General features: G+C 47.3%; 17 protein-coding genes. 7 read left to right on the forward strand and 10 right to left on the reverse strand.

Going from position 1 to position 18510, the window contains the following annotated elements; genetic code table 11:
• Nucleotides 1-13: 13 nt before the first annotated feature.
• The 4 genes from PKF022_RS06380 to PKF022_RS06395 all read right to left on the reverse strand — a co-directional run bounded on the left by PKF022_RS06380 (nt 14) and on the right by PKF022_RS06395 (nt 4191).
• Entirely contained in the window at nt 14-589 is a 576-nt protein-coding gene (locus PKF022_RS06380) for a TMEM165/GDT1 family protein (RefSeq protein WP_216230531.1), read from the reverse strand.
• Nucleotides 590-683: 94 nt separating this feature from the next.
• The gene (gene ald / locus PKF022_RS06385; RefSeq protein WP_216230532.1) at nt 684-1802 is read right to left on the reverse strand and encodes an alanine dehydrogenase; all 1119 of its coding nucleotides are present in this window, start codon (nt 1800-1802) and stop codon (nt 684-686) included.
• 12 nt (nt 1803-1814) lie between these two features.
• Nucleotides 1815-3140 (reverse strand): amino acid permease, encoded by a 1326-nt coding sequence (locus PKF022_RS06390; RefSeq protein ID WP_281777481.1) that lies wholly within the window; start codon nt 3138-3140, stop codon nt 1815-1817.
• Between the two features lie 301 nt (nt 3141-3441).
• Complete coding sequence (locus PKF022_RS06395) at nt 3442-4191, reverse strand: tRNA threonylcarbamoyladenosine dehydratase (RefSeq protein ID WP_281776267.1); 750 nt, start codon at nt 4189-4191, stop codon at nt 3442-3444.
• A 22-nt stretch (nt 4192-4213) separates the two neighbouring features.
• On the opposite strand from PKF022_RS06395, the gene pdxH reads away from it, so the two are divergent.
• Nucleotides 4214-4849 (forward strand): pyridoxamine 5'-phosphate oxidase, encoded by a 636-nt coding sequence (gene pdxH, locus PKF022_RS06400; RefSeq protein WP_216230535.1) that lies wholly within the window; start codon nt 4214-4216, stop codon nt 4847-4849.
• A 9-nt stretch (nt 4850-4858) separates the two neighbouring features.
• Here pdxH and msrA read toward each other — a convergent pair whose 3' ends face one another.
• The gene (msrA, locus tag PKF022_RS06405; RefSeq protein ID WP_281776268.1) at nt 4859-5419 is read right to left on the reverse strand and encodes a peptide-methionine (S)-S-oxide reductase MsrA; all 561 of its coding nucleotides are present in this window, start codon (nt 5417-5419) and stop codon (nt 4859-4861) included.
• 61 nt (nt 5420-5480) lie between these two features.
• Here msrA and PKF022_RS06410 point away from each other — a divergent pair, with 61 nt between their 5' ends.
• On the forward strand, nt 5481-6878 hold the full coding sequence (locus tag PKF022_RS06410) for a coniferyl aldehyde dehydrogenase (RefSeq protein ID WP_281776269.1): 1398 nt from the start codon (nt 5481-5483) through the stop codon (nt 6876-6878).
• A gap of 5 nt (nt 6879-6883) precedes the next feature.
• Here the strand turns inward: PKF022_RS06410 and leuE are convergent, their stop codons facing one another.
• The gene (gene leuE / locus PKF022_RS06415; RefSeq protein WP_281776270.1) at nt 6884-7561 is read right to left on the reverse strand and encodes a leucine efflux protein LeuE; all 678 of its coding nucleotides are present in this window, start codon (nt 7559-7561) and stop codon (nt 6884-6886) included.
• A gap of 250 nt (nt 7562-7811) precedes the next feature.
• Between leuE and PKF022_RS06420 the strand changes: the two genes are divergently transcribed.
• Nucleotides 7812-9338 carry a DEAD/DEAH box helicase gene (locus PKF022_RS06420; RefSeq protein WP_281776271.1) on the forward strand — a complete coding sequence of 509 codons (1527 nt, stop codon included), beginning with the start codon at nt 7812-7814 and terminating at the stop codon, nt 9336-9338.
• 2 nt (nt 9339-9340) lie between these two features.
• On the forward strand, nt 9341-9913 hold the full coding sequence (locus PKF022_RS06425) for a chorismate lyase (protein ID WP_281776272.1): 573 nt from the start codon (nt 9341-9343) through the stop codon (nt 9911-9913).
• Nucleotides 9914-9929: 16 nt separating this feature from the next.
• Here PKF022_RS06425 and PKF022_RS06430 read toward each other — a convergent pair whose 3' ends face one another.
• Both PKF022_RS06430 and hemC read right to left on the reverse strand, forming a co-directional pair.
• A complete protein-coding gene (locus PKF022_RS06430; protein ID WP_281776273.1) occupies nt 9930-10754 on the reverse strand; it encodes a uroporphyrinogen-III synthase in 825 nt (274 codons plus the stop codon).
• 14 nt (nt 10755-10768) lie between these two features.
• Complete coding sequence (gene hemC, locus PKF022_RS06435) at nt 10769-11734, reverse strand: hydroxymethylbilane synthase (RefSeq protein ID WP_281776274.1); 966 nt, start codon at nt 11732-11734, stop codon at nt 10769-10771.
• Nucleotides 11735-11777: 43 nt separating this feature from the next.
• On the opposite strand from hemC, the gene argH reads away from it, so the two are divergent.
• The 3 genes from argH to PKF022_RS06450 are packed head-to-tail and all read left to right on the forward strand — an operon-like array spanning nt 11778 to nt 15279.
• Nucleotides 11778-13196 (forward strand): argininosuccinate lyase, encoded by a 1419-nt coding sequence (argH, locus tag PKF022_RS06440; RefSeq protein ID WP_281776275.1) that lies wholly within the window; start codon nt 11778-11780, stop codon nt 13194-13196.
• A gap of 5 nt (nt 13197-13201) precedes the next feature.
• Nucleotides 13202-13753, forward strand: coding sequence for a TRAP transporter small permease subunit (locus PKF022_RS06445; RefSeq protein ID WP_281776276.1), 552 nt, complete (start codon nt 13202-13204; stop codon nt 13751-13753).
• The gene (locus PKF022_RS06450) at nt 13750-15279 is read left to right on the forward strand and encodes a TRAP transporter large permease subunit (RefSeq protein WP_281776277.1); all 1530 of its coding nucleotides are present in this window, start codon (nt 13750-13752) and stop codon (nt 15277-15279) included. The genes PKF022_RS06445 and PKF022_RS06450 overlap by 4 nt, the downstream gene beginning before the upstream one ends.
• 48 nt (nt 15280-15327) lie before the next feature.
• On the opposite strand, the gene PKF022_RS06455 is transcribed toward PKF022_RS06450, so the two are convergent.
• Entirely contained in the window at nt 15328-17595 is a 2268-nt protein-coding gene (locus tag PKF022_RS06455) for an arginine/lysine/ornithine decarboxylase (RefSeq protein WP_281776278.1), read from the reverse strand.
• Nucleotides 17592-18509, reverse strand: coding sequence for an ion channel (locus PKF022_RS06460; RefSeq protein ID WP_281776279.1), 918 nt, complete (start codon nt 18507-18509; stop codon nt 17592-17594). The genes PKF022_RS06455 and PKF022_RS06460 overlap by 4 nt, the downstream gene beginning before the upstream one ends.
• Nucleotide 18510: the final 1 nt, after the last annotated feature.

Raw genomic sequence — 18510 nt, forward strand, 5'->3', positions numbered from 1 at the left:
TATACCGACTAAATCAAGCCCAGATTAAGGTGGCAATCCCAATGGCAATAAAGGTAATGGCAGCTACCGCATGCACCCACTTGATAGGCATGCGCTTAGTGAATTTTTGGCCAATCCAGACCGCAGGCGCGTTTGCCAACATCATCCCCAATGTGGTGCCAATGGTTACCGAGACTACATCTTCATAACGGGCACCTAAGGCGATCGTCGCAATTTGCGTCTTATCGCCCATCTCGGCTAAAAAGAACAAACCTGTGGTTAGCAAAAATACTTGTAGGGCTTTGTCGGCGACTTTAGACCCAGATGCATCGTCAATGTGATCTGGTACTAATAACCATAAACCAATACCCAAGAAACTTAAACCTAAAATCCAGCGCATGACATCAGGCGATACTAGGGTCGTTAACCAATGGCCTAGCAAAGCAGCACACGCATGGTTAGCAATCGTAGCGATAAAGATTCCGGCGATGATCGCTAATGCTTGCTTTGGATAGCGGGCAGCAAGCATCAAAGAAAGTAATTGAGTTTTATCGCCCATCTCCGCCAAGGCTACCACCCCGGTAGAGAGCGCTAATGCTGAAAAATCCATGTATTCAGTAGGTCCAGTAAGTTTTGTAATGTTTAGTGCATTAGGGATAGTTTAAATCCCTGACCCACTGGACCTGCTTATTCCTACAAATGCGCTATGCCACAAATAATTCCTCAGCCAATGCGCAATCCAGCCCTTGGGCTAGCGCGACTGGCTTTGAAGTCAATACACCCTTGTGAACACTCAGGCCATTACGCAGATGATGATCAATAGAAAGCGCTTTCATCACCCCACGATTAGCCAAAGCCTCCACAAAGGGATAGGTCGCATTGGTTAGTGCAAAGGTAGATGTTCTGGCGACCGCACCTGGCATGTTGGCTACACAGTAGTGAATTACTCCATCCACTACAAATGTAGGATCTGCGTGAGTAGTGGGTTTGGAGGTTTCAAAACAACCACCTTGATCAATGGCTACATCAACCACCACCGATCCGGGCTTCATTTTTTTGATCATGTCATGCGTTACCAACTTCGGTGCTGCGCCACCAGGAAGCAATACTGCGCCAATCACGACATCAGCCTCACAAACTTCCTGCTCAATAAGCAAGCTATCTGAGTAAAAGGTTCGCACTCGATTGCCATAAAACATATCGATTTGACGCAGGCGTTCGATATCACGATCAAAGATACAAACATCGGCACCCATCCCCACTGCTATTTGCAATGCGTTACGACCCACTACTCCGCCGCCCAGAATCACAATTTTGGCTGGCGAGACGCCAGGCACCCCCGCCATCAATACACCCAGACCACCATTGGTTTTCTCTAAGTGCGTTGCAGCCGCTTGAATGGACATTCGACCAGCTACTTCACTCATAGGGGCCAATAAAGGCAGAGCACCATTCATTGAAGTAACCGTTTCATAGGCTATACAAGTTGCACCCGACTGCAACAAAGCTTTCGTTTGTTTAGGGTCTGGCGCCAGATGTAAATACGTGAACAGAATTTGATCTTCGCGCAACATGGCGCACTCTTGCGCCTGAGGCTCTTTCACTTTCACAATCATCTCCGCCTTATGGAATACTTCTGCCGCGCTATTGATTAAGCTAGCGCCAGCAAGCCGATAAGCCTCATCACTCAAGCCAATCTGCTCCCCTGCTCCTCGCTGCACTAGGACAGAATGTCCTTGCTTGCAAAGCCCACTTACGTTACCCGGTGTTAAGCCCACCCGAAACTCATTATTTTTTACCTCTTGAGGTACGCCAATAATCATTCTGATCTCCTATTATTTAAAGTCACGCTTACTTGCTGTTTTTCGATGTAGCCCTACGATATAAAACATCACGAGGTACACCCCCAATAAACACGGCCCCACTATGAGTGCGATCCGCGCATCCTCATGAAAGCCCATAAGCACTACCACTAAGCCAATAAATGCCAGAGCAAACCACGAGGAATAAGGCCACCAAGGAGCGCGATAGGCGAGCTCAGCTACTTGGGATTTTGATAAGGAGCGACGAAATTGAATTTGCGTAATCAGGATTGCAATCCAGACCATCAAGCCAATAAAAGTCACCGCAGCCATCATGTATTGAAAGGCTTTATCAGGCACGAAGTAATTCAGCACCACGCCTGTCATACAAACTGCAACCGTAGACATCACCGCACGATGTGGCACGCCCTGCTTTGAAAGTTTTGAGAAAGGTTTAGGGGCATAACCATTGGACGATAAGGAGTACAGCAGACGTCCGCCACTAAAGATGCCGGCATTACAAGAAGAAAGTGCGGCAGTAATCACGACGAAATTGATTAAGCCCGCAGCCTCACGCAAGCCTAATCTCTCAAACATCACTACAAATGGGCTACCTTGATGACCCACTTGATTCCAGGGGAAAATGGCCAAAATCACCAGAATGGCGCCCATATAAAAAATCAAGATGCGCCATGCTAAGGAATCAATTGCCATGGGAATTGTTTTTTGTGGATTCTCGGCCTCACCTGCAGATAGGCCAATCATCTCAATACCGACATAGGCAAACAAAACCATTTGCAAGGACAGCAACATACCGCTAATACCATTTGGAAAGAAGCCGCCGTGTTGCCATAGGTTACTTAAGCCTATAGGCTGCCAATCGTTGGTAAAGCCGAACAAGATGACTGAGCCACCAAGAGCAATCATCGCAACAATAGCCACTACCTTGATCAATGCAAACCAAAACTCAAACTCACCAAACACTTTTACTGCGATGAGATTGATTAGGCCCATCATCACAATTGAAGAAAGCGCCCAGACCCACTGCGGCGTTTCTGGAAACCATATTCCCATATAGATTCCCACTGCTGTGACTTCAGCGATACCGACCACAATCCAGTAGGTCCAATACCCCCAGCCCACCATATATCCAGCTAATGGGCCAACATAGGTATTGGCATAAGCCGCAAAAGAACCGGCTACAGGCTCGTGCACTGCCATCTCACCAAGTGTGCGCAGAACAATAAAGGCGACGATACCTGCCAATAAATAACCTAACAGAATGGATGGTCCAGCAATTTGAATTGCGCTTGCCGATCCAAGAAATAATCCAACGCCTATCGTTGAGCCCAAAGCCATTAAACGAATATGTCGTACTTTGAGATGGCGCTTTAAACCAGTTTGTTCAGTCTGCAAGAGAGACCTCCTTTCGAATTGTCATTGGCGACTTACCAACGAAGCAAAGTCTAGGGAGGAGTGGTGCCCAGCACTAGGGGATAAAAATTACTAAAGTGATTAATTGAATAAATCTACGCAGACAGAAATAAAAATGTCTTTCAAATCAATGGGCGGCTTTGCAATAAATAATTAGTGACTGCAAAAGAATCAGTAACTTCCTACAGGGAATCCCCTTAAGGATTGATGACGCGTTTTGAAAAAATTAGCTTGCCGCGATGAGATTGAGGATTTCTGCTGCTGCAGCCAAGCCACAAGCAGCAGTAACCATCACAGTGGAGCCGTAGCCAGAGCAGGCAAGGCCGCCGCTAGAGGCGCCAGCCCGCGGTTCGTGTGAGTAGATAGCACGAATGCCAATTTTTTTCTTAAGATTTCTGGAGAAACCATGATCCTGTCTAAGACCTTGGCGCACTTTTGCCAAAAGCGCATCTTGTTCTGTGCGCGATAGATCATCACAGCGTACTGAAGTAGGATCTGACTTTCCACCTGCGGCACCACACATGACTAAAGCGCGCTGATTTTTCACGGCCCAAACAGATAAAGCAATTTTGGTTTGCACAGAATCAGTGGCATCTAATACCAAGGCATTTTCTGGAATGAGCCGATCTAAATTTTCAGGCTCCAAAAAATCATCGCAAGAAGTGAGTTTGATTTCAGGATTAATTTGTAGAATACGCTGTGTCATTGCCTCAACTTTTGCCTTACCGTACTGCCCTTCTATGGCGTGCAACTGTCGGTTGGTATTGCTCTCAGCAATGTGGTCAAAGTCAATTAAAACCAAATGTCCGATACCGGTGCGTGCTAATGCCTCAGCGGCCCAGGAGCCAACCCCTCCTAAGCCAGCCACTACTACGGTTGCCTTTAGAAAGCGCTCACGCAGCTCTGGCCCGTAGAGTCTGGAGACCCCGCCAAAACGACGATTTTCTAAGCTGCCTTCTACCTTGTCTTCTGCCATAGCTTCTCTTTATACTGAATAAATGGACTCCATTGCTCAACTCCGCAAAAACTACACCTTTGGCCAGCTTTTAGAGACCGAGGTTCCTCGAGACCCTTTAGAGCTTTTTAAGCTCTGGTTTGAGCAAGCAATCAAGGCAGAGTGCCCAGAACCCAATTCCATGACGCTAGCAACTGCTGATCAAGCCGGAAATCCATCAGCTCGTATTGTCTTACTAAAAGGCGCTGACGAAAATGGCTTTACCTTCTTTACCAATTATGAAAGTCAAAAAGGTCGGGATTTAGCTATTCGCCCTCAGGCCGCCCTGCTGTTTCATTGGCACGAATTAGAGCGTCAAGTCCGTATTCAGGGCATTGTTGAGAAGGTCAGCGCCGCAGAGAGTGATGAGTACTTCCACTCGCGCCCTCCCGCCTCCAGAATCGGTGCATGGGCTTCGCCTCAAAGTACTGCAATACCTAACCGTGAATTTTTAGAAGAAGCAGAAAAACGCTTCAAAGCGGAATTTGGTGATAAACCACCTCGTCCAGAGCATTGGGGTGGATATCGCCTACGTCCAACTGAAATTGAATTCTGGCAAGGTCGCCCTTCTCGATTGCATGACCGCATGCACTACAAGCTAGATGGAAATCAGTGGCACGTAAATCGCCTAGCTCCTTAGTAATTTGACCTAGGAATACTGGGGCGAAATCAGCGATTTAAATTTCGCTCTGAATTTAGCAAGCTTAGGAGCTACTACGGCCATGCAATACCCTTGGTTGGGGTGTTGCTGAAAATAATTCTGGTGATAGTCTTCTGCTGGATAAATGATTGGTGCAGAATCAATCTGGGTCACCACAGGATTAGAGTAGATTTTTGCATCCTCCAACTCCTTCACTACTTCATGGGCAATCTTAGATTGGGTTTGACTGTGCGTAAAAATCACAGAGCGATATTGCGTTCCATGATCATTACCCTGATAGTTCAAGGTAGTGGGATCATGAATCACAAAGAAAATCTCCAGCAAATCTCGGAATGAAACCACTTGTGGATCAAATAGGATGTCAACGATTTCAGCGTGGCCCGATACGCCGGTGCAAACTGCCTCATAGCTTGGATTAGGTCTTGCGCCGCCAGCGTAACCAGAAACCACCGATTTCACCCCACTAATTTGCTGATAAACCGCCTCAAGACACCAAAAACAGCCTCCACCCAAGGTGGCGCGCTCTAGATCTGGGTCTTTTTTATTCATAGTCTGTTCCATGGCTTTATCCTAATGCCTTATTTCAATGCTTGCCAACTATTAATACACCATGAACCGCTTCACCATACAACTCGACGAAATTAAAGCAGCCTACGCCACAGAACCCAATCCGTCACTTGAAGTCCGATTGGAGCGCATTGGTCGAATTGAAAAGATGATCGAAGCAAACGAAGAAAAAATCTGTAAAGCCCTAGCTGCAGATTTTGGTGTGCGTCACTCCATTGAATCTCGCCTTACTGAATTTCAGATGGTTTACCAAGCCTGCAAATATACGCGTAAGCATCTAAAGGAATGGATGAAGCCTGTGCAAATGGAAACGCCCTCTTTTATGGGATCCTCAGAGGCTTGGATTGAAAGTCAGTCATTGGGCGTAGTTGGCATTATGAGTCCATGGAATTATCCAGTTCAGCTAGCGCTTATTCCAGCGATTGCCGCTTTTGCTGCCGGTAATCGCGTTTGGCTTAAACCATCCGAACGTAGCTCCCGTACCTCAGGATTTTTAGCAAGCTTGATTCAGGAATACTTTCACCCAAGTGAATTTTGCGTGAGTACCGGTGGCGTTGATGTGGCCGAACAATTTGCGGCTCTACCTTTTGCTCATCTCTTTTTTACAGGATCAGAATCCGTTGGCAAAAAAGTGATGCGTGCTGCCGCAGAAAATCTTACTCCCGTTACTTTGGAGTTGGGTGGCAAAACCCCAGCCATCATTGATGCATCAGCAAAACTCAAGGAAGCGGCCGCAGCGATTGTTTATGGAAAACTACTGAATAGTGGACAAACCTGTATTGCGCCTGACTATGTATTGATCGACCAAGCCAATCGCGATGGGTTCATCCAAGAGCTACAGACGGCGGCACAAGTGCAATTTAGTAACCCAGAAGAGCTCACTGGACCGATTGATGATGAACAATTGCAATACTGGCAACATTTGCTGGCTGATGCGCTCGATCGTGGCGCAAAAGCAGTCCCCTTGTTAAACAACCCGTCCGCAGGCGCCAGAAGATTTGAACCGGTCGCACTAGTCGATGTTCCGCCTGAGGCACGAGTATTGCATGAAGAAATTTTTGGTCCAATTTTGCCAATATTGACAGCTAACAATATTGTTGAAGCCATTCATTACATCAATAACAAACCGAGTCCTTTAGCTCTTTACTGGTTTGGTAAAGATAAAAAGAATATGCAGCGCGTTTTAGAAGAGACGCGTTCTGGTGGCGTGACCATCAATGACGTCCTATTGCATGCAACGGTAGAGTCACTTCCATTTGGCGGTGTTGGTGCTAGCGGTATCGGTTCCCATCACGGCAAAGCAGGCTTTGATACCTTTAGCCATCAAAAACCTATTCTTGAGGTGCGCGGCCTACTAGGTACGAATCTTCTCAAGGGCACTAAACCCGCTCGCCCTCCTTACGGCAAGAGCGCCGAGAGACTACTCAAGCGTCTTAGATAAAAAATTTAGATGTAAATCAATCGCGCTGCGAATCCAATAAATAGGAAGCCGGCTGTGATCCACAGCACGGCGGCAGAGCGAGGATGACTCTCAAAGTACTTTGAGAAAAATTGACCTGCACAAATCAGGCAGCCTAAATAGGTCATGCTCATAAGCTGCAAGACTGTCGCTAGATACAAAATGGTATGAGCTGGATGAGAAGCATCTGGACGGATAAATTGCGAGAAGAAGGCGATGAAGAAAAAAATTGCCTTTGGATTGGTTAACGACAAAGTTAATGCCGCCAACATAGGATGCAGTTGCATGAGTCTCACTTGAATTTCATAAGTCTTCGCACGCTGACCTACAGACCAACGCTGCACACCACTTCGCAATAAACCATACCCCATCCAAGCCAAATACAGCGCACCCGCAATACGCACCAGAGCGAAGACAATCGGGGAAGTCGTCAAGATGGATGCAGCACCTAATGCCACACCAATCATCAGTATCGAGTCCCCAACAAATATTCCGAGCGCACCCCAGGTGCCAGCGCGCCAACCCTTTTGCGCAGCTATCGTCAAAACATAAAGTGAATTAGGGCCTGGTAACAAAATAATGAGCAAAGTCCCAAGCAAGTAGCCTGAGAAATCAACAATGCCGGCATTCGCTGGCGATAAGAGACTGTAAGAGAGCCATTCCATCTCGATATCATAATTAATTCGGGAAAACCCTTGTAATCGGGCGATCAAACTGTCATAATGGGAGGCTTTTTTAAGCAATTTGATTCATCGCCCCCCAGCTCTATTTCAGCGTACCGTTTAGAAGTCATAAACACAGAAGTCACAAAACGCGCTGCCGCTTGTCTGATGGTCGATGCCTTTGACCATCGCACCCTTTAAAAACTATGGGTGCAACATACGGAGACATCCCTTAAAGGGGATGTGTAATAGCATGACTTTTTCTAAAGAAACTAAACACGAGCCGAAAGACTCAAAGAGCACTGGAAATGAATTCCAGAATTTCGCCCTAGCGGCATCACTTCTTAAAAACGTTGCTGAACTGGGTTTTACCCAAGCCACTTCTGTGCAAGCTCAGGTTATTCCTGCAGCCTTAGCCGGTGGTGACTTATTGGTCAGCAGCCAAACTGGTAGCGGCAAAACCGCAGCCTTTTTATTGCCTTTGATTAATCAACTCATCGAAGACAACCCGAACAACTCACCTGTACCAGGTCGCGCACAACCTAAAGTGTTAGTACTCTGCCCTACTCGCGAATTGGCTCAACAGGTTGCCGCTGATGCAGTGAACTTAGTTCGTGGCATGAAAGGTATCCGCATCGCAACCGTAATGGGCGGCATGCCTTATGGCAAGCAAATCCAAGCGTTGAAAGGTGCATTGTTGGTTGTTGCAACTCCGGGTCGCTTACTCGACTTGTGCGACAGCAAAGCAATTCGCTTAGATGATGTAAAACAACTCGTTATCGACGAAGCTGATCGCATGCTCGACATGGGATTTGCTGATGATCTCGAGGCTATTGATAAACGTTGCGCAGGCCGTAACCAAACTTTGATGTTCTCTGCAACTTTTGCGCCAAAGATTATGTCTTTAGCAAATGAGTTGACCACAGATGCCAAGCGTATTGAACTTGCTCACGCCGGTGAAAAGCACGCCAACATTGAACAGAAGTTGCATTGGGCCGATAGCATGTCACACAAGCATAAATTGCTTGAGCACATTTTGGCTGACGCCGATTTAGATCAAGCAGTTGTGTTTGCAAGCACTCAAGTTGAGAGCGAAAAAATTGCTGACACATTGCGTGCTAATGGCTACGAAGCAACTGCACTTCATGGTGCTATGCCTCAAGCTGTGCGCATGCGTCGTCTCGAGTCTTTACGCAAAGGTCACACCAAGATTTTGGTTGCGACTGACGTAGCGGCTCGCGGTATTGATGTGCCACGTATTAGCCACGTGATTAACTTTGGCTTACCAATGAAACCAGAAGACTATACGCATCGCATCGGTCGTACTGGTCGTGCAGGTCGCAATGGCGTAGCTATCACTTTGGTTGAACATCGTGATCGCGCCAAGATCCGTAATATCGAACGCTTCACACAGCAAGATATCGTTGCCTCAGTTATCGCTGGTCTTGAGCCACAAGCCAAGCCAAGCTTTGGTGGTGGTGGCGGTCGTCCTGGTGGCGGTCGCTCAGGCGGTGGCTTTGGTGGCAATCGCTCAGGTGGCGGTGGCGGTCGTTATGGCTCTGGCGCACGCTCAGAGTCTCGCTTTGGTGGCGGCGGTTCTGGTGGTAATGCTGGTGGCAGTCGCTCAGGTGATTCACGTCCAGCACGCTCTACTGACTCCCGTCCTGCGCGCTCCGCAGACTCACGTCCAGCACGCTCAGGTGATTCACGTCCAGCAGGTGGTCCACGTTTCGCTAAACCAAAGTCCGGCGGTCAACGTCGCAACTTTAGCGGTAGCTAAAAATGATTCACCGAAATCGTCTCCGTTCTGCATGGAATCGAGTCGGTTCCGGTGAAATCCATCGGGCGCCCCGAAAGTGGCAACCTTGGCTAAGCGATACCGGGTCTCTCACCCAAAAGATTGAGAAAGCAATTGGGCAAAAACTAGAAGTACAGGTTTTGCGTGACTGCCCTCAATCACTCAATAGCGACGAAAGTCGCTATTTTCATTTCAAAGTCAGACGTTGCCGAGTCCGTGAAGTGCTGCTGTGCTCCAACGGAATTCCTTTAGTGATGGCACATAGCGTCATACCCACTTTAAGCTCTAGTGGCAGCAATCATGCCGTTCTGCGCCTAGGCGCAAAGCCTCTGGGGGCCGTCCTTTTTGCCAAGACACGTAAACACTCGCAAGCAAAACCTCCGCGTGATATTGCACGCTTAGATAAAGGTAGTGAATTATGGAAAAAGTGCTTTAAGCATTTTTCTGGTTTGAGTTCGCCCTTATGGGCACGACGTACTCTTTATCGCTTAAAGGGTCACCCACTATTAGTAAATGAAATTTTCTTGCCTGCTTTATTGGATGCTACGAAGAATTAGCTCTTCACTGTTACTTTTAGATTGTTAGCCAAGCTAAAGTAGATTTAATTAAGGCTTCATCACCAGGCTCACTGGTAAAAACTTCACCAAATCCAATTAACTCAGCGGCATCAGCAATATTGTGATGCGGGCAAAGAGCGCTAGCTGCACTAAGGCTTTGGGTAAATTGACCGTTCATCACCTCACCTAGATAGCGGACTGCCTCAGAGGAAGTGAGCAACCAAAGAGATTTACTTAAATCCATTTCTCGCACTAGATGCCATGCAGGGTTATCCAGATCTAAAGGCACGCGGCTGTAGGTAGAAATTGCTTCTACAGTAGCGCCAGCTTTTGTTAATGTGTCAGCCAGCCAATCACGACCACCCTCACCTTTAAAGATCACTACTTTTTTGTTCTGCCAACTAGATTGCAGAGATTGAAGTTCCTGCCAAAGACCCTCAGAGTCCCAGTTTTCATTATTTTTAGGGATGATGATAGGCGTCGGTATTGCTTCTAAACCAATGCCATGGTTTTTTAAAGCTAGATTGCTACTGCCCCCCATCACACCTATCGGAATAACTTTTTTAGAGAAGTCTTGCCAGTCTCGCTCTAGTAATCGCATCACGCTCTCAATAGCATTGGGACTCACAAAGATGGCTAGGTCGGCATCACTCAAGACAGTAGCAATGTGGTCAGCCAAATGCTCATCAGACTTTGGAACAATGGTGAGTAATGGTAAGGACAATATTTCAGGGAGACTACGTTTTCCTACTCCGCTCGCTTCGATTGCGCGAGTGAGTACTTCAATCAGCTGACGAGCTTGCCCACTTGGTCTTGTGACGATGATAGTTTTAGTGCTCATCACTACGGTTATGTTTATTTAGAAAATTTTGGAATTAAATCTGCCGCGCCTTGTGAGAGCAAGTCTTGTGCGACTGCGAGCCCCAAAGCCTCTGCGTCTGCCACTGACTTCACTTGCGCACTGCCATTTGCCAGGCAAATCGCTTTACCATCCGTACTCGCCACAAAGGAGCGAATTTGCATTTGATTTTGATCCCAGACTGCGTGCGCAGCTAAGGGCACCTCGCATGATCCACCCAATTGACGAGACACCATACGCTCAGCTGAAACTGCAAACAAGGTAGGCGTGTCGTTTAATGGAGCAAGCCATTGTTTGATGTTGGGGTGCTTACTTAAGGTTTCAATACCAAGAGCGCCCTGGCCTGCAGCAGGCGTGTAAGGATCGTATGGCAAGAATGCACGGATGCGCGACTCTAAACCTAAACGCTTAAGACCAGCAGCAGCCAAAATAATTGCCTGATATTCACCGCGATCTAATTTACCCATACGCGTATCTAAATTACCGCGTAATGGCTGAATCACCAGATGAGGAAACCTTGCACGCAACACGGATTCGCGACGCAGACTTGACGTGCCAACGATGGCGCCCACAGGAAGATCTTCAAGACTGGCGTAATCATTGGAAACAAAAGCATCTCTTGCATCTTCTCTAGCCATAACGCAAGCAAGATCAAAACCCTCAGGCATCACCATGGGGACATCTTTTAATGAATGCACTGCTAAGTCAGCCCGACCATCCTCAAGGGCAGTTTCCAGCTCTTTTACAAAAAGACCTTTACCACCCACTTTAGAGAGGGCTTTGTCCAAAATCTGGTCACCACGGGTTGTCATGCCCAAAATCTGGACATCACACTCCGGATAGAGCTTTTTAAGGCAATCCCGGACATGCTCAGCCTGCCACATGGCCAGGCGACTTTCACGGGAGGCGATAACAAGGCTCTTTGGAGCGGCTATAGGGGAAGAATTCAGGGTTTGGGACATAACATTTAAAATAATCAAAGACCTACACCAATATACTGTGTTTATGAGCTCATCAAATAATTCCTTAGACAACAAAGCCCAAGCTTGGTCGGCCCGTTTTGCCGAACCCGTTGACGAACTTGTTCAGCGTTATACCGCTTCTATTGGCTTTGATCAACGCTTTGCCATGGTCGATATAGCTGGATCCCTAGCCCATGCTGAGATGCTGGCTGCCCAAAAAATCATTAGCGCCCAGGATTTGGCAGATATTCAAAAGGGAATGGCCCAAATTAAGAGTGAGATCGAGTCTGGCCAATTTAATTGGCAACTTGCTCTTGAGGATGTTCACCTCAATATCGAAGCACGCTTAACCGCATTGGTTGGCGATGCTGGCAAACGTTTGCATACTGGTCGCTCACGAAATGACCAAGTCGCAACCGATCTTCGTCTGTGGTTGCGTGGCAGTGTTGATGATATCTCCCTCACTCTGAAATCTTTACGTGTTGCGCTTTTAGATTTGGCAGAGAAACATGCTTCGACCATCATGCCTGGTCACACGCATTTACAAGTAGCCCAGCCTATTACTTTTGGTCATCACCTTATGGCCTACTTTGAAATGTTTAGCCGTGATGCAAGTCGCTTAGCTGACTTGCGTGCTCGCTTTAATCGTTTGCCATTAGGCGCTGCCGCCTTGGCCGGAACCACTTATCCAATCGATCGCGAACAAGTTGCTAAGGCCCTTGGATTTGATGGCATTTGCAATAACTCCTTAGACGCCGTATCCGATCGTGATTTTGCGATTGAGTTTTGCGCCTTTGCTTCGATCTTGATGATGCACGTATCACGCCTATCCGAAGAGCTCATCCTGTGGCTGAGCCCACGCTTTGGCTTTATTGATTTGCCTGATCGTTTTTGCACTGGCAGCTCGATCATGCCGCAGAAGAAAAATCCTGACGTACCAGAACTAGCTCGTGGCAAGACTGGTCGCGTTTATGGCGATTTGATTTCTTTATTGACCTTGATGAAAGGTCAGCCCCTCGCCTACAACAAAGATAACCAAGAAGATAAAGAGCCTTTATTTGATGCGGTTGATACCGTGCAAGATACTTTGCGTATCTTTGCTGACATGGTTCCGCATATTGAAGTCAAGGCCGAAGTGATGAAGAAAGCTGCTGAAGAAGGTTTTGCAACAGCAACCGACCTGGCTGACTACTTGGTGAAAAAAGGTTTGGCTTTCCGTGATGCACATGAATCTGTAGCACATGCTGTTAAGGCATGCGTTGGCAGAAACTGCATGTTGACCGACCTTAGCCTCTCTGAACTGCGCTTTGCTTGCGGCCTAGATAATCGCCCTGAGTTAATGAGTGATGATGTATTTGCTTTGCTGACAGTAGATGGCTCCGTTCAATCACGTCAACATGCTGGTGGCACCGCTCCTGCACAAGTACTCGCTGCTATTAAACGGGGTCGTGCAGACCTCTAAAGTACATGGGGTTTTGGTCCAAACTTTCTGCAGGCATTGATCGTATAAACCAGCTTCTGGGTAAGGCAGCCAGCATCATGATTTTGCTGTCTTGCGTAGTATCGGCAACAAATGCTCTGCTGCGCTATGGCCTAGATGTTAGTAATAACTGGCCCCTTGAACTTCAATGGTATTTGTTTGCCGCAGCCGTCATGCTCGGCGCATCCTACACCCTTAAACGCAATGAGCATGTCCGAGTAGATTTAATTTACTCTCAGCTCTCTGATCGTGGCCGTTTATGGATTGATCTCTTTGGCTTGATCTTCTTTTTAATGCCCGCCTGTATTTTGTTTGCCTGGCTCTCATGGACCACTCTTTTCTATCCATCCTGGCTAGTGATGGAGCATTCATTGAACTCCGGTGGATTAGCGCGCTACCCCATTAAGTTTGTAGTGCCATTTGGGTTTTTCATGCTCAGCTTGCAAGGCCTTTCAGAAATCATCAAACGTATTGGTGCCCTCAAAGGTGAAATGACTTTGCCCGCCGAAGATCTTCGTTACGAAAAGCCCATGCAATGATTCCATTGGAGTGGATGCCGCCCTTGATGTTTGCTGGACTGATCGTCTTTATGTTGATCGGCTTTCCAGTGGCATTTTCTTTAATGGCGGCAGGCTTATTCTTCTCCCTCATTGCTATTGGTGAAGGCTTTTTTGGAATGGCGTTTCTGCAGGCCATTCCTCAACGTATCTTTGGCAGCGTGCTCGCTAATGATCTGTTGCTAGCCATCCCCTTCTTTACCTTCATGGGCGCCATCCTAGAGCGCTGTGGCCTTGCAGAAGAAATGCTGGATTCTATGGGGCAGCTATTTGGGCGCGTACGTGGCGGCCTAGGCTACTCGGTCATCATCGTTGGATTTATTTTGGGGGCAATTACCGGCACAGTAGCGGCTCAGGTGATCGCTATGGCGATGATCTCGTTGCCTGTAATGATGCGCTATGGTTACAACATGCGCTACGCTACGGGTGTTTTAGCGGCATCCGGAACTATTACCCAGCTAGTACCCCCATCTTTAGTATTGATTGTATTGGCAGATCAACTCAAAACACAAAGCGGCAGCGCCGATGTGGGCAGTATGTATTTGGGCGCTTGGGGGCCATCACTTCTGCAGATCGCCCTCTTTGCGCTTTACACCTTCTTCTTAAGTCGCATCCGTCCTGACTATTTGCCACCAGTTCCGGAAAGCGAACTCACCCTGAGAGGCTGGGCCCTTTGGAAAAAGTGTCTGATGGGAATCATTCCATCGGCTGTTCTTATTTTCTTAGTACTAGGCACCATCATGACCGGCATTGCAACGCCAACTGAGTCTGGGGCCATGGGCGCTATGGGCGCACTACTGTTAGCTTGGATTCGAAGATCAAAGATTCCAAATCTAAAGGGGCTGATTCAAGAGGCGTATCAAAACACGATGCGCATTACCGCTATGGTGGTTTTCATTCTGATTGGCTCCACCTGCTTCTCAGTAGTATTTCAGGGGGTGGATGGCGGATTTTGGGTTGAAGAATTATTTTCCAATCTTCCCGGTGGATGGGTTGGTTTTTTGGTTGTTGTGAATTTATTTGTTTTCTTCTTAGCCTTCTTCTTAGATTTTTTTGAGATTGCATTCATCGTTGTACCAATGCTGGCACCAGTAGCCGTCAAACTATTAGCCCCAGTACTTTTGGCATCCATGAATGGCAATCCACAAGCCGCGGCTAGTGCTGCGCTAGTGTGGTTTGGAGTCATGCTTTGCGTCAACATGCAAACCTCCTTTATGCATCCTCCATTTGGCTTTGCCCTCTTCTACCTAAGAGGTGTAACCCCTAAAGAAGTCAAGAGTAGCGACATCTACTGGGGTGCCCTACCTTGGGTAGGCTTACAACTTGTGATGGTGGCAGTAGTGATCGCTTTCCCAGCCTTGGTGACCACCTTCTTGGACAAGCCTGCTGCAGTCTTAGAGAGCCAAGACTTCAACTTCACGAGCGAAGACAATAAACCAGACACACCATCAGCGAAAGTGGATGAGGACGCTCCTGTGACCTTTCAGCTAGATAAGCCAGTCAAATAAAAAATGCCCCGCGAATGCGGGGCATCGTATTGCAACTTGAAGCCTGAATTAAAGAGTAATGTCGCGCTCTTGTCTGACGCAATCCACGTAGTACTCACTCTTTCCATCAACGCTAGTTTTCACTAAACCGTGGATATCCGTTTCAAATCCAGGGAACTGCTCGTTGAAGTCTCTAGCAAAGTAGAGATAGTCAACAATGCGCTTATTAAAACGCTCGCCTGGAATGAGCAATGGAATGCCGGGAGGATATGGCGTTACTAACATGGCTGTCACGCGCCCCTCTAGTTGATCTAGCGGAACACGATCGACTTGTTTGTGCGCCATCTTTGCCCATGCTTCTGAAGGCATTATGGCAGGAACCATGTCAGAGGTGTACATCTCCGTAGTCATGCGCGCTACATCACGACTCTTATAGAACTCATGAATTTGTTGGCAGATATCCTTTAAGCCAACACGTTCATAACGTGGGTGCTTTGCTACAAACTCAGGCAATACCTTCCACAAAGGCGCATTTTTATCAAAATGGTCTTTGAACTGTTGCAACTCTGTTACGAGAGTATTCCAACGCCCCTTGGTAATGCCGATCGTGAACATGATGAAGAAGGAATACAAACCGCACTTCTCTACGATCACACCGTGTTCAGCAAGGTATTTAGTAACGATGCTAGCCGGGATGCCCATAGAGCCAAAGTTACCCTCAATATCTAAGCCAGGCGTTACCACTGTTGCTTTAATAGGATCGAGCATGTTGAAGTCTTTGGCTAACTTACCAAAGTCATGCCAAGCTGCGGAGGGCTCCAAGACCCAATCTGAACGCTCGCCAATCCCCTCTTCAGCCAAATGATCTGGGCCCCAGACCTTAAACCACCAATCGGCTCCAAACTTATCGTCCACTTCACGCATTGCACGACGGAAGTCCATTGCTTCAGCAATAGATTCCTCAACTAGAGTTGTGCCTCCAGGAGATTCCATCATGGCGGCAGAGACGTCGCATGAAGCAATAATCGCGTACTGTGGGCTAGTTGACGTGTGCATCAGATAAGCCTCATTGAAGCAATCACGATCTAGCTTGGTGTCCTCGGCATCTTGCACCAAAACTTGTGATGCTTGGGATAAGCCGGCCAACAACTTGTGAGTTGATTGGGTAGCAAACATCAAACTCTTCTTGGTACGCTTGCGGTCTGAGCCAATGGCATGCATATCCTTATAAAAAGGGTGGAAGGCAGCATGCGGTAACCAAGCTTCGTCAAAATGCAAAGAGTCGACTTTGCCATCGAGCATCTCTTTAATCATCTCAACGTTATAGACGATGCCGTCATAGGTACTTTGCGTCAACGTCATGACACGAGGTACGACGTTCTTGTCCTTAATGAATGGATTGGCATCAATTTTCTTCTTGATGTTTTTCCACTCAAACTCTTCTTTAGGAATCGGACCAATGATACCCAAGTGATTACGGGTAGGCATTAAGAAGATAGGAATCGCGCCCATCATGGTGATGGAATGAATAACTGATTTATGGCAATTGCGGTCTACCAGAACAACGTCGCCAGGAGCAACGGTGGAATGCCAAACAATCTTGTTGGAAGTAGATGTGCCGTTGGTGACAAAGAATAAATGGTCTGCATTAAAGATGCGGGCGGCATTGCGCTCGCTCTGCAATACAGGACCGGTATGGTCTAAGAGTTGGCCCAATTCCTCAACAGCATTACAAACGTCTGCGCGCAGCATGTTTTCACCAAAGAATTGATGGAACATGCGACCTACCGGACTCTTTAAAAAGGCAACACCGCCTGAGTGACCTGGACAATGCCATGAATAGGAGCCTTCAGAGGCGTAATTAGTGAGTGCGCGGAAAAATGGTGGCGCCAAAGAATCCAAATACACTTTAGCTTCACGAATAATGTGACGCGCTACAAATTCAGGGGTGTCTTCATTCATATGAATGAAACCATGCAACTCACGTAGGATGTCATTCGGCATATGACGTGACGTACGGGTTTCGCCATATAAGAAGATTGGAATATCTTCATTACGCTTACGAACCTCAGTAATAAATGCACGGAGGTTATTTAAAGCAGGAAGATCATGGTCTTCAGAATCGGAATCAAACTCCTCATCATCAATCGAGACAATGAAAGTGGAGGCGCGTGATGCCTGCTGGGCAAAAGAAGTTAGGTCGCCATAGCTGGTTAAGCCAATAACTTCCATACCTTCATTCTCAATCGCCTCAGCGAGGTCACGAATTCCTGAACCCGAAATATTCTCCGAGCGGAAGTCCTCATCAATAATGATGATTGGGAAACGAAATTTCATAAATACTCCCCTGCTAACTTGTCCGATGTATTCGGAACCCACTTATCAAAATTGGTTAGATCAATGACTCGATCGCCGTCTGGTAATGCTGTGACTATATCGACGAATGTCGCATTTTGCTGCACATCTTTAGGCAAGTAAACATGTCGAGCATAGACTTGATTGGCTAAGCTCTCGTGATAGCCGGTAAAGGTAATGAGAAGATGCCACTGACGTTCAATGGCGGCCTTACCCAAGTAATCCTTTAGGGCGCTTGTTTCATCAATACTGTGCATCGCTGTCCAGGTCAATGAGAACACAGGACTCTCTGAACGATGTAACGGTAACTCGACTGAACGACGATAGCGCTCACCTTCAGCCGTCATACTCTCCGCAATCAACCAAAGTCTTAACTGCGCCTCAACAATATGAGAACTGCGATCATTGGCTACGCGAAACTTAAACGTTTGTACGCCATCATGGCTGCCTATCACTGCCACTTTAGAGAAGCGTACTCCAGCAGTTGGCCTCGTAAAACGCGCAAACGCCAAACCAGTGGTTAATGCGGAATACACAATCCCAAAGAAGGCTTCAAATGTCACTATGGCATTTGCCCAATGACCGATTGGTGTCATACGACCATAACCAATGGTGGCCATGGTTTGCACGCTAAAGAAAAAGACATCCAGCAAAGAGCCAGGCTGAGCATGGGTAATCGCGCCATCACCACAAGCTAAATAGGCAAACGCAAATAAGAGATTGGCTCCAAGATAAACGAAGACAACCAGCAGCATAAAGCTGCCCCAGCTGGTACCTAATAGCCAGTGATAAAAATTATTTTCTGGACGCGCAATTTCAGTACGCGAGAGTGTGGCGCGATATTCATCTAAGTTAATCCGCGCAGGACGGCGATTAAACGGAAATAATTTACGCACT

The organism is Polynucleobacter sp. KF022 (assembly GCF_027924105.1).
In the GTDB taxonomy this organism is placed as follows: domain Bacteria; phylum Pseudomonadota; class Gammaproteobacteria; order Burkholderiales; family Burkholderiaceae; genus Polynucleobacter.

Coding starts and splice junctions, on each gene's coding strand:
- PKF022_RS06420 (WP_281776271.1), top strand. CDS start 7,812: ATGACTTTTTCTAAAGAAACTAAACACGAGCCGAAAGACTCAAAGAGC.
- argH (WP_281776275.1), top strand. CDS start 11,778: ATGAGCTCATCAAATAATTCCTTAGACAACAAAGCCCAAGCTTGGTCG.
- msrA (WP_281776268.1), bottom strand. CDS start 5,419: ATGAATAAAAAAGACCCAGATCTAGAGCGCGCCACCTTGGGTGGAGGC.
- pdxH (WP_216230535.1), top strand. CDS start 4,214: ATGGACTCCATTGCTCAACTCCGCAAAAACTACACCTTTGGCCAGCTT.
- PKF022_RS06395 (WP_281776267.1), bottom strand. CDS start 4,191: ATGGCAGAAGACAAGGTAGAAGGCAGCTTAGAAAATCGTCGTTTTGGC.
- PKF022_RS06455 (WP_281776278.1), bottom strand. CDS start 17,595: ATGAAATTTCGTTTCCCAATCATCATTATTGATGAGGACTTCCGCTCG.
- PKF022_RS06380 (WP_216230531.1), bottom strand. CDS start 589: ATGGATTTTTCAGCATTAGCGCTCTCTACCGGGGTGGTAGCCTTGGCG.
- PKF022_RS06390 (WP_281777481.1), bottom strand. CDS start 3,140: ATGGCTTTGGGCTCAACGATAGGCGTTGGATTATTTCTTGGATCGGCA.
- PKF022_RS06410 (WP_281776269.1), top strand. CDS start 5,481: ATGAACCGCTTCACCATACAACTCGACGAAATTAAAGCAGCCTACGCC.
- PKF022_RS06430 (WP_281776273.1), bottom strand. CDS start 10,754: ATGAGCACTAAAACTATCATCGTCACAAGACCAAGTGGGCAAGCTCGT.
- ald (WP_216230532.1), bottom strand. CDS start 1,802: ATGATTATTGGCGTACCTCAAGAGGTAAAAAATAATGAGTTTCGGGTG.
- PKF022_RS06425 (WP_281776272.1), top strand. CDS start 9,341: ATGATTCACCGAAATCGTCTCCGTTCTGCATGGAATCGAGTCGGTTCC.
- leuE (WP_281776270.1), bottom strand. CDS start 7,561: ATGGAATGGCTCTCTTACAGTCTCTTATCGCCAGCGAATGCCGGCATT.
- hemC (WP_281776274.1), bottom strand. CDS start 11,734: ATGTCCCAAACCCTGAATTCTTCCCCTATAGCCGCTCCAAAGAGCCTT.
- PKF022_RS06445 (WP_281776276.1), top strand. CDS start 13,202: ATGGGGTTTTGGTCCAAACTTTCTGCAGGCATTGATCGTATAAACCAG.
- PKF022_RS06450 (WP_281776277.1), top strand. CDS start 13,750: ATGATTCCATTGGAGTGGATGCCGCCCTTGATGTTTGCTGGACTGATC.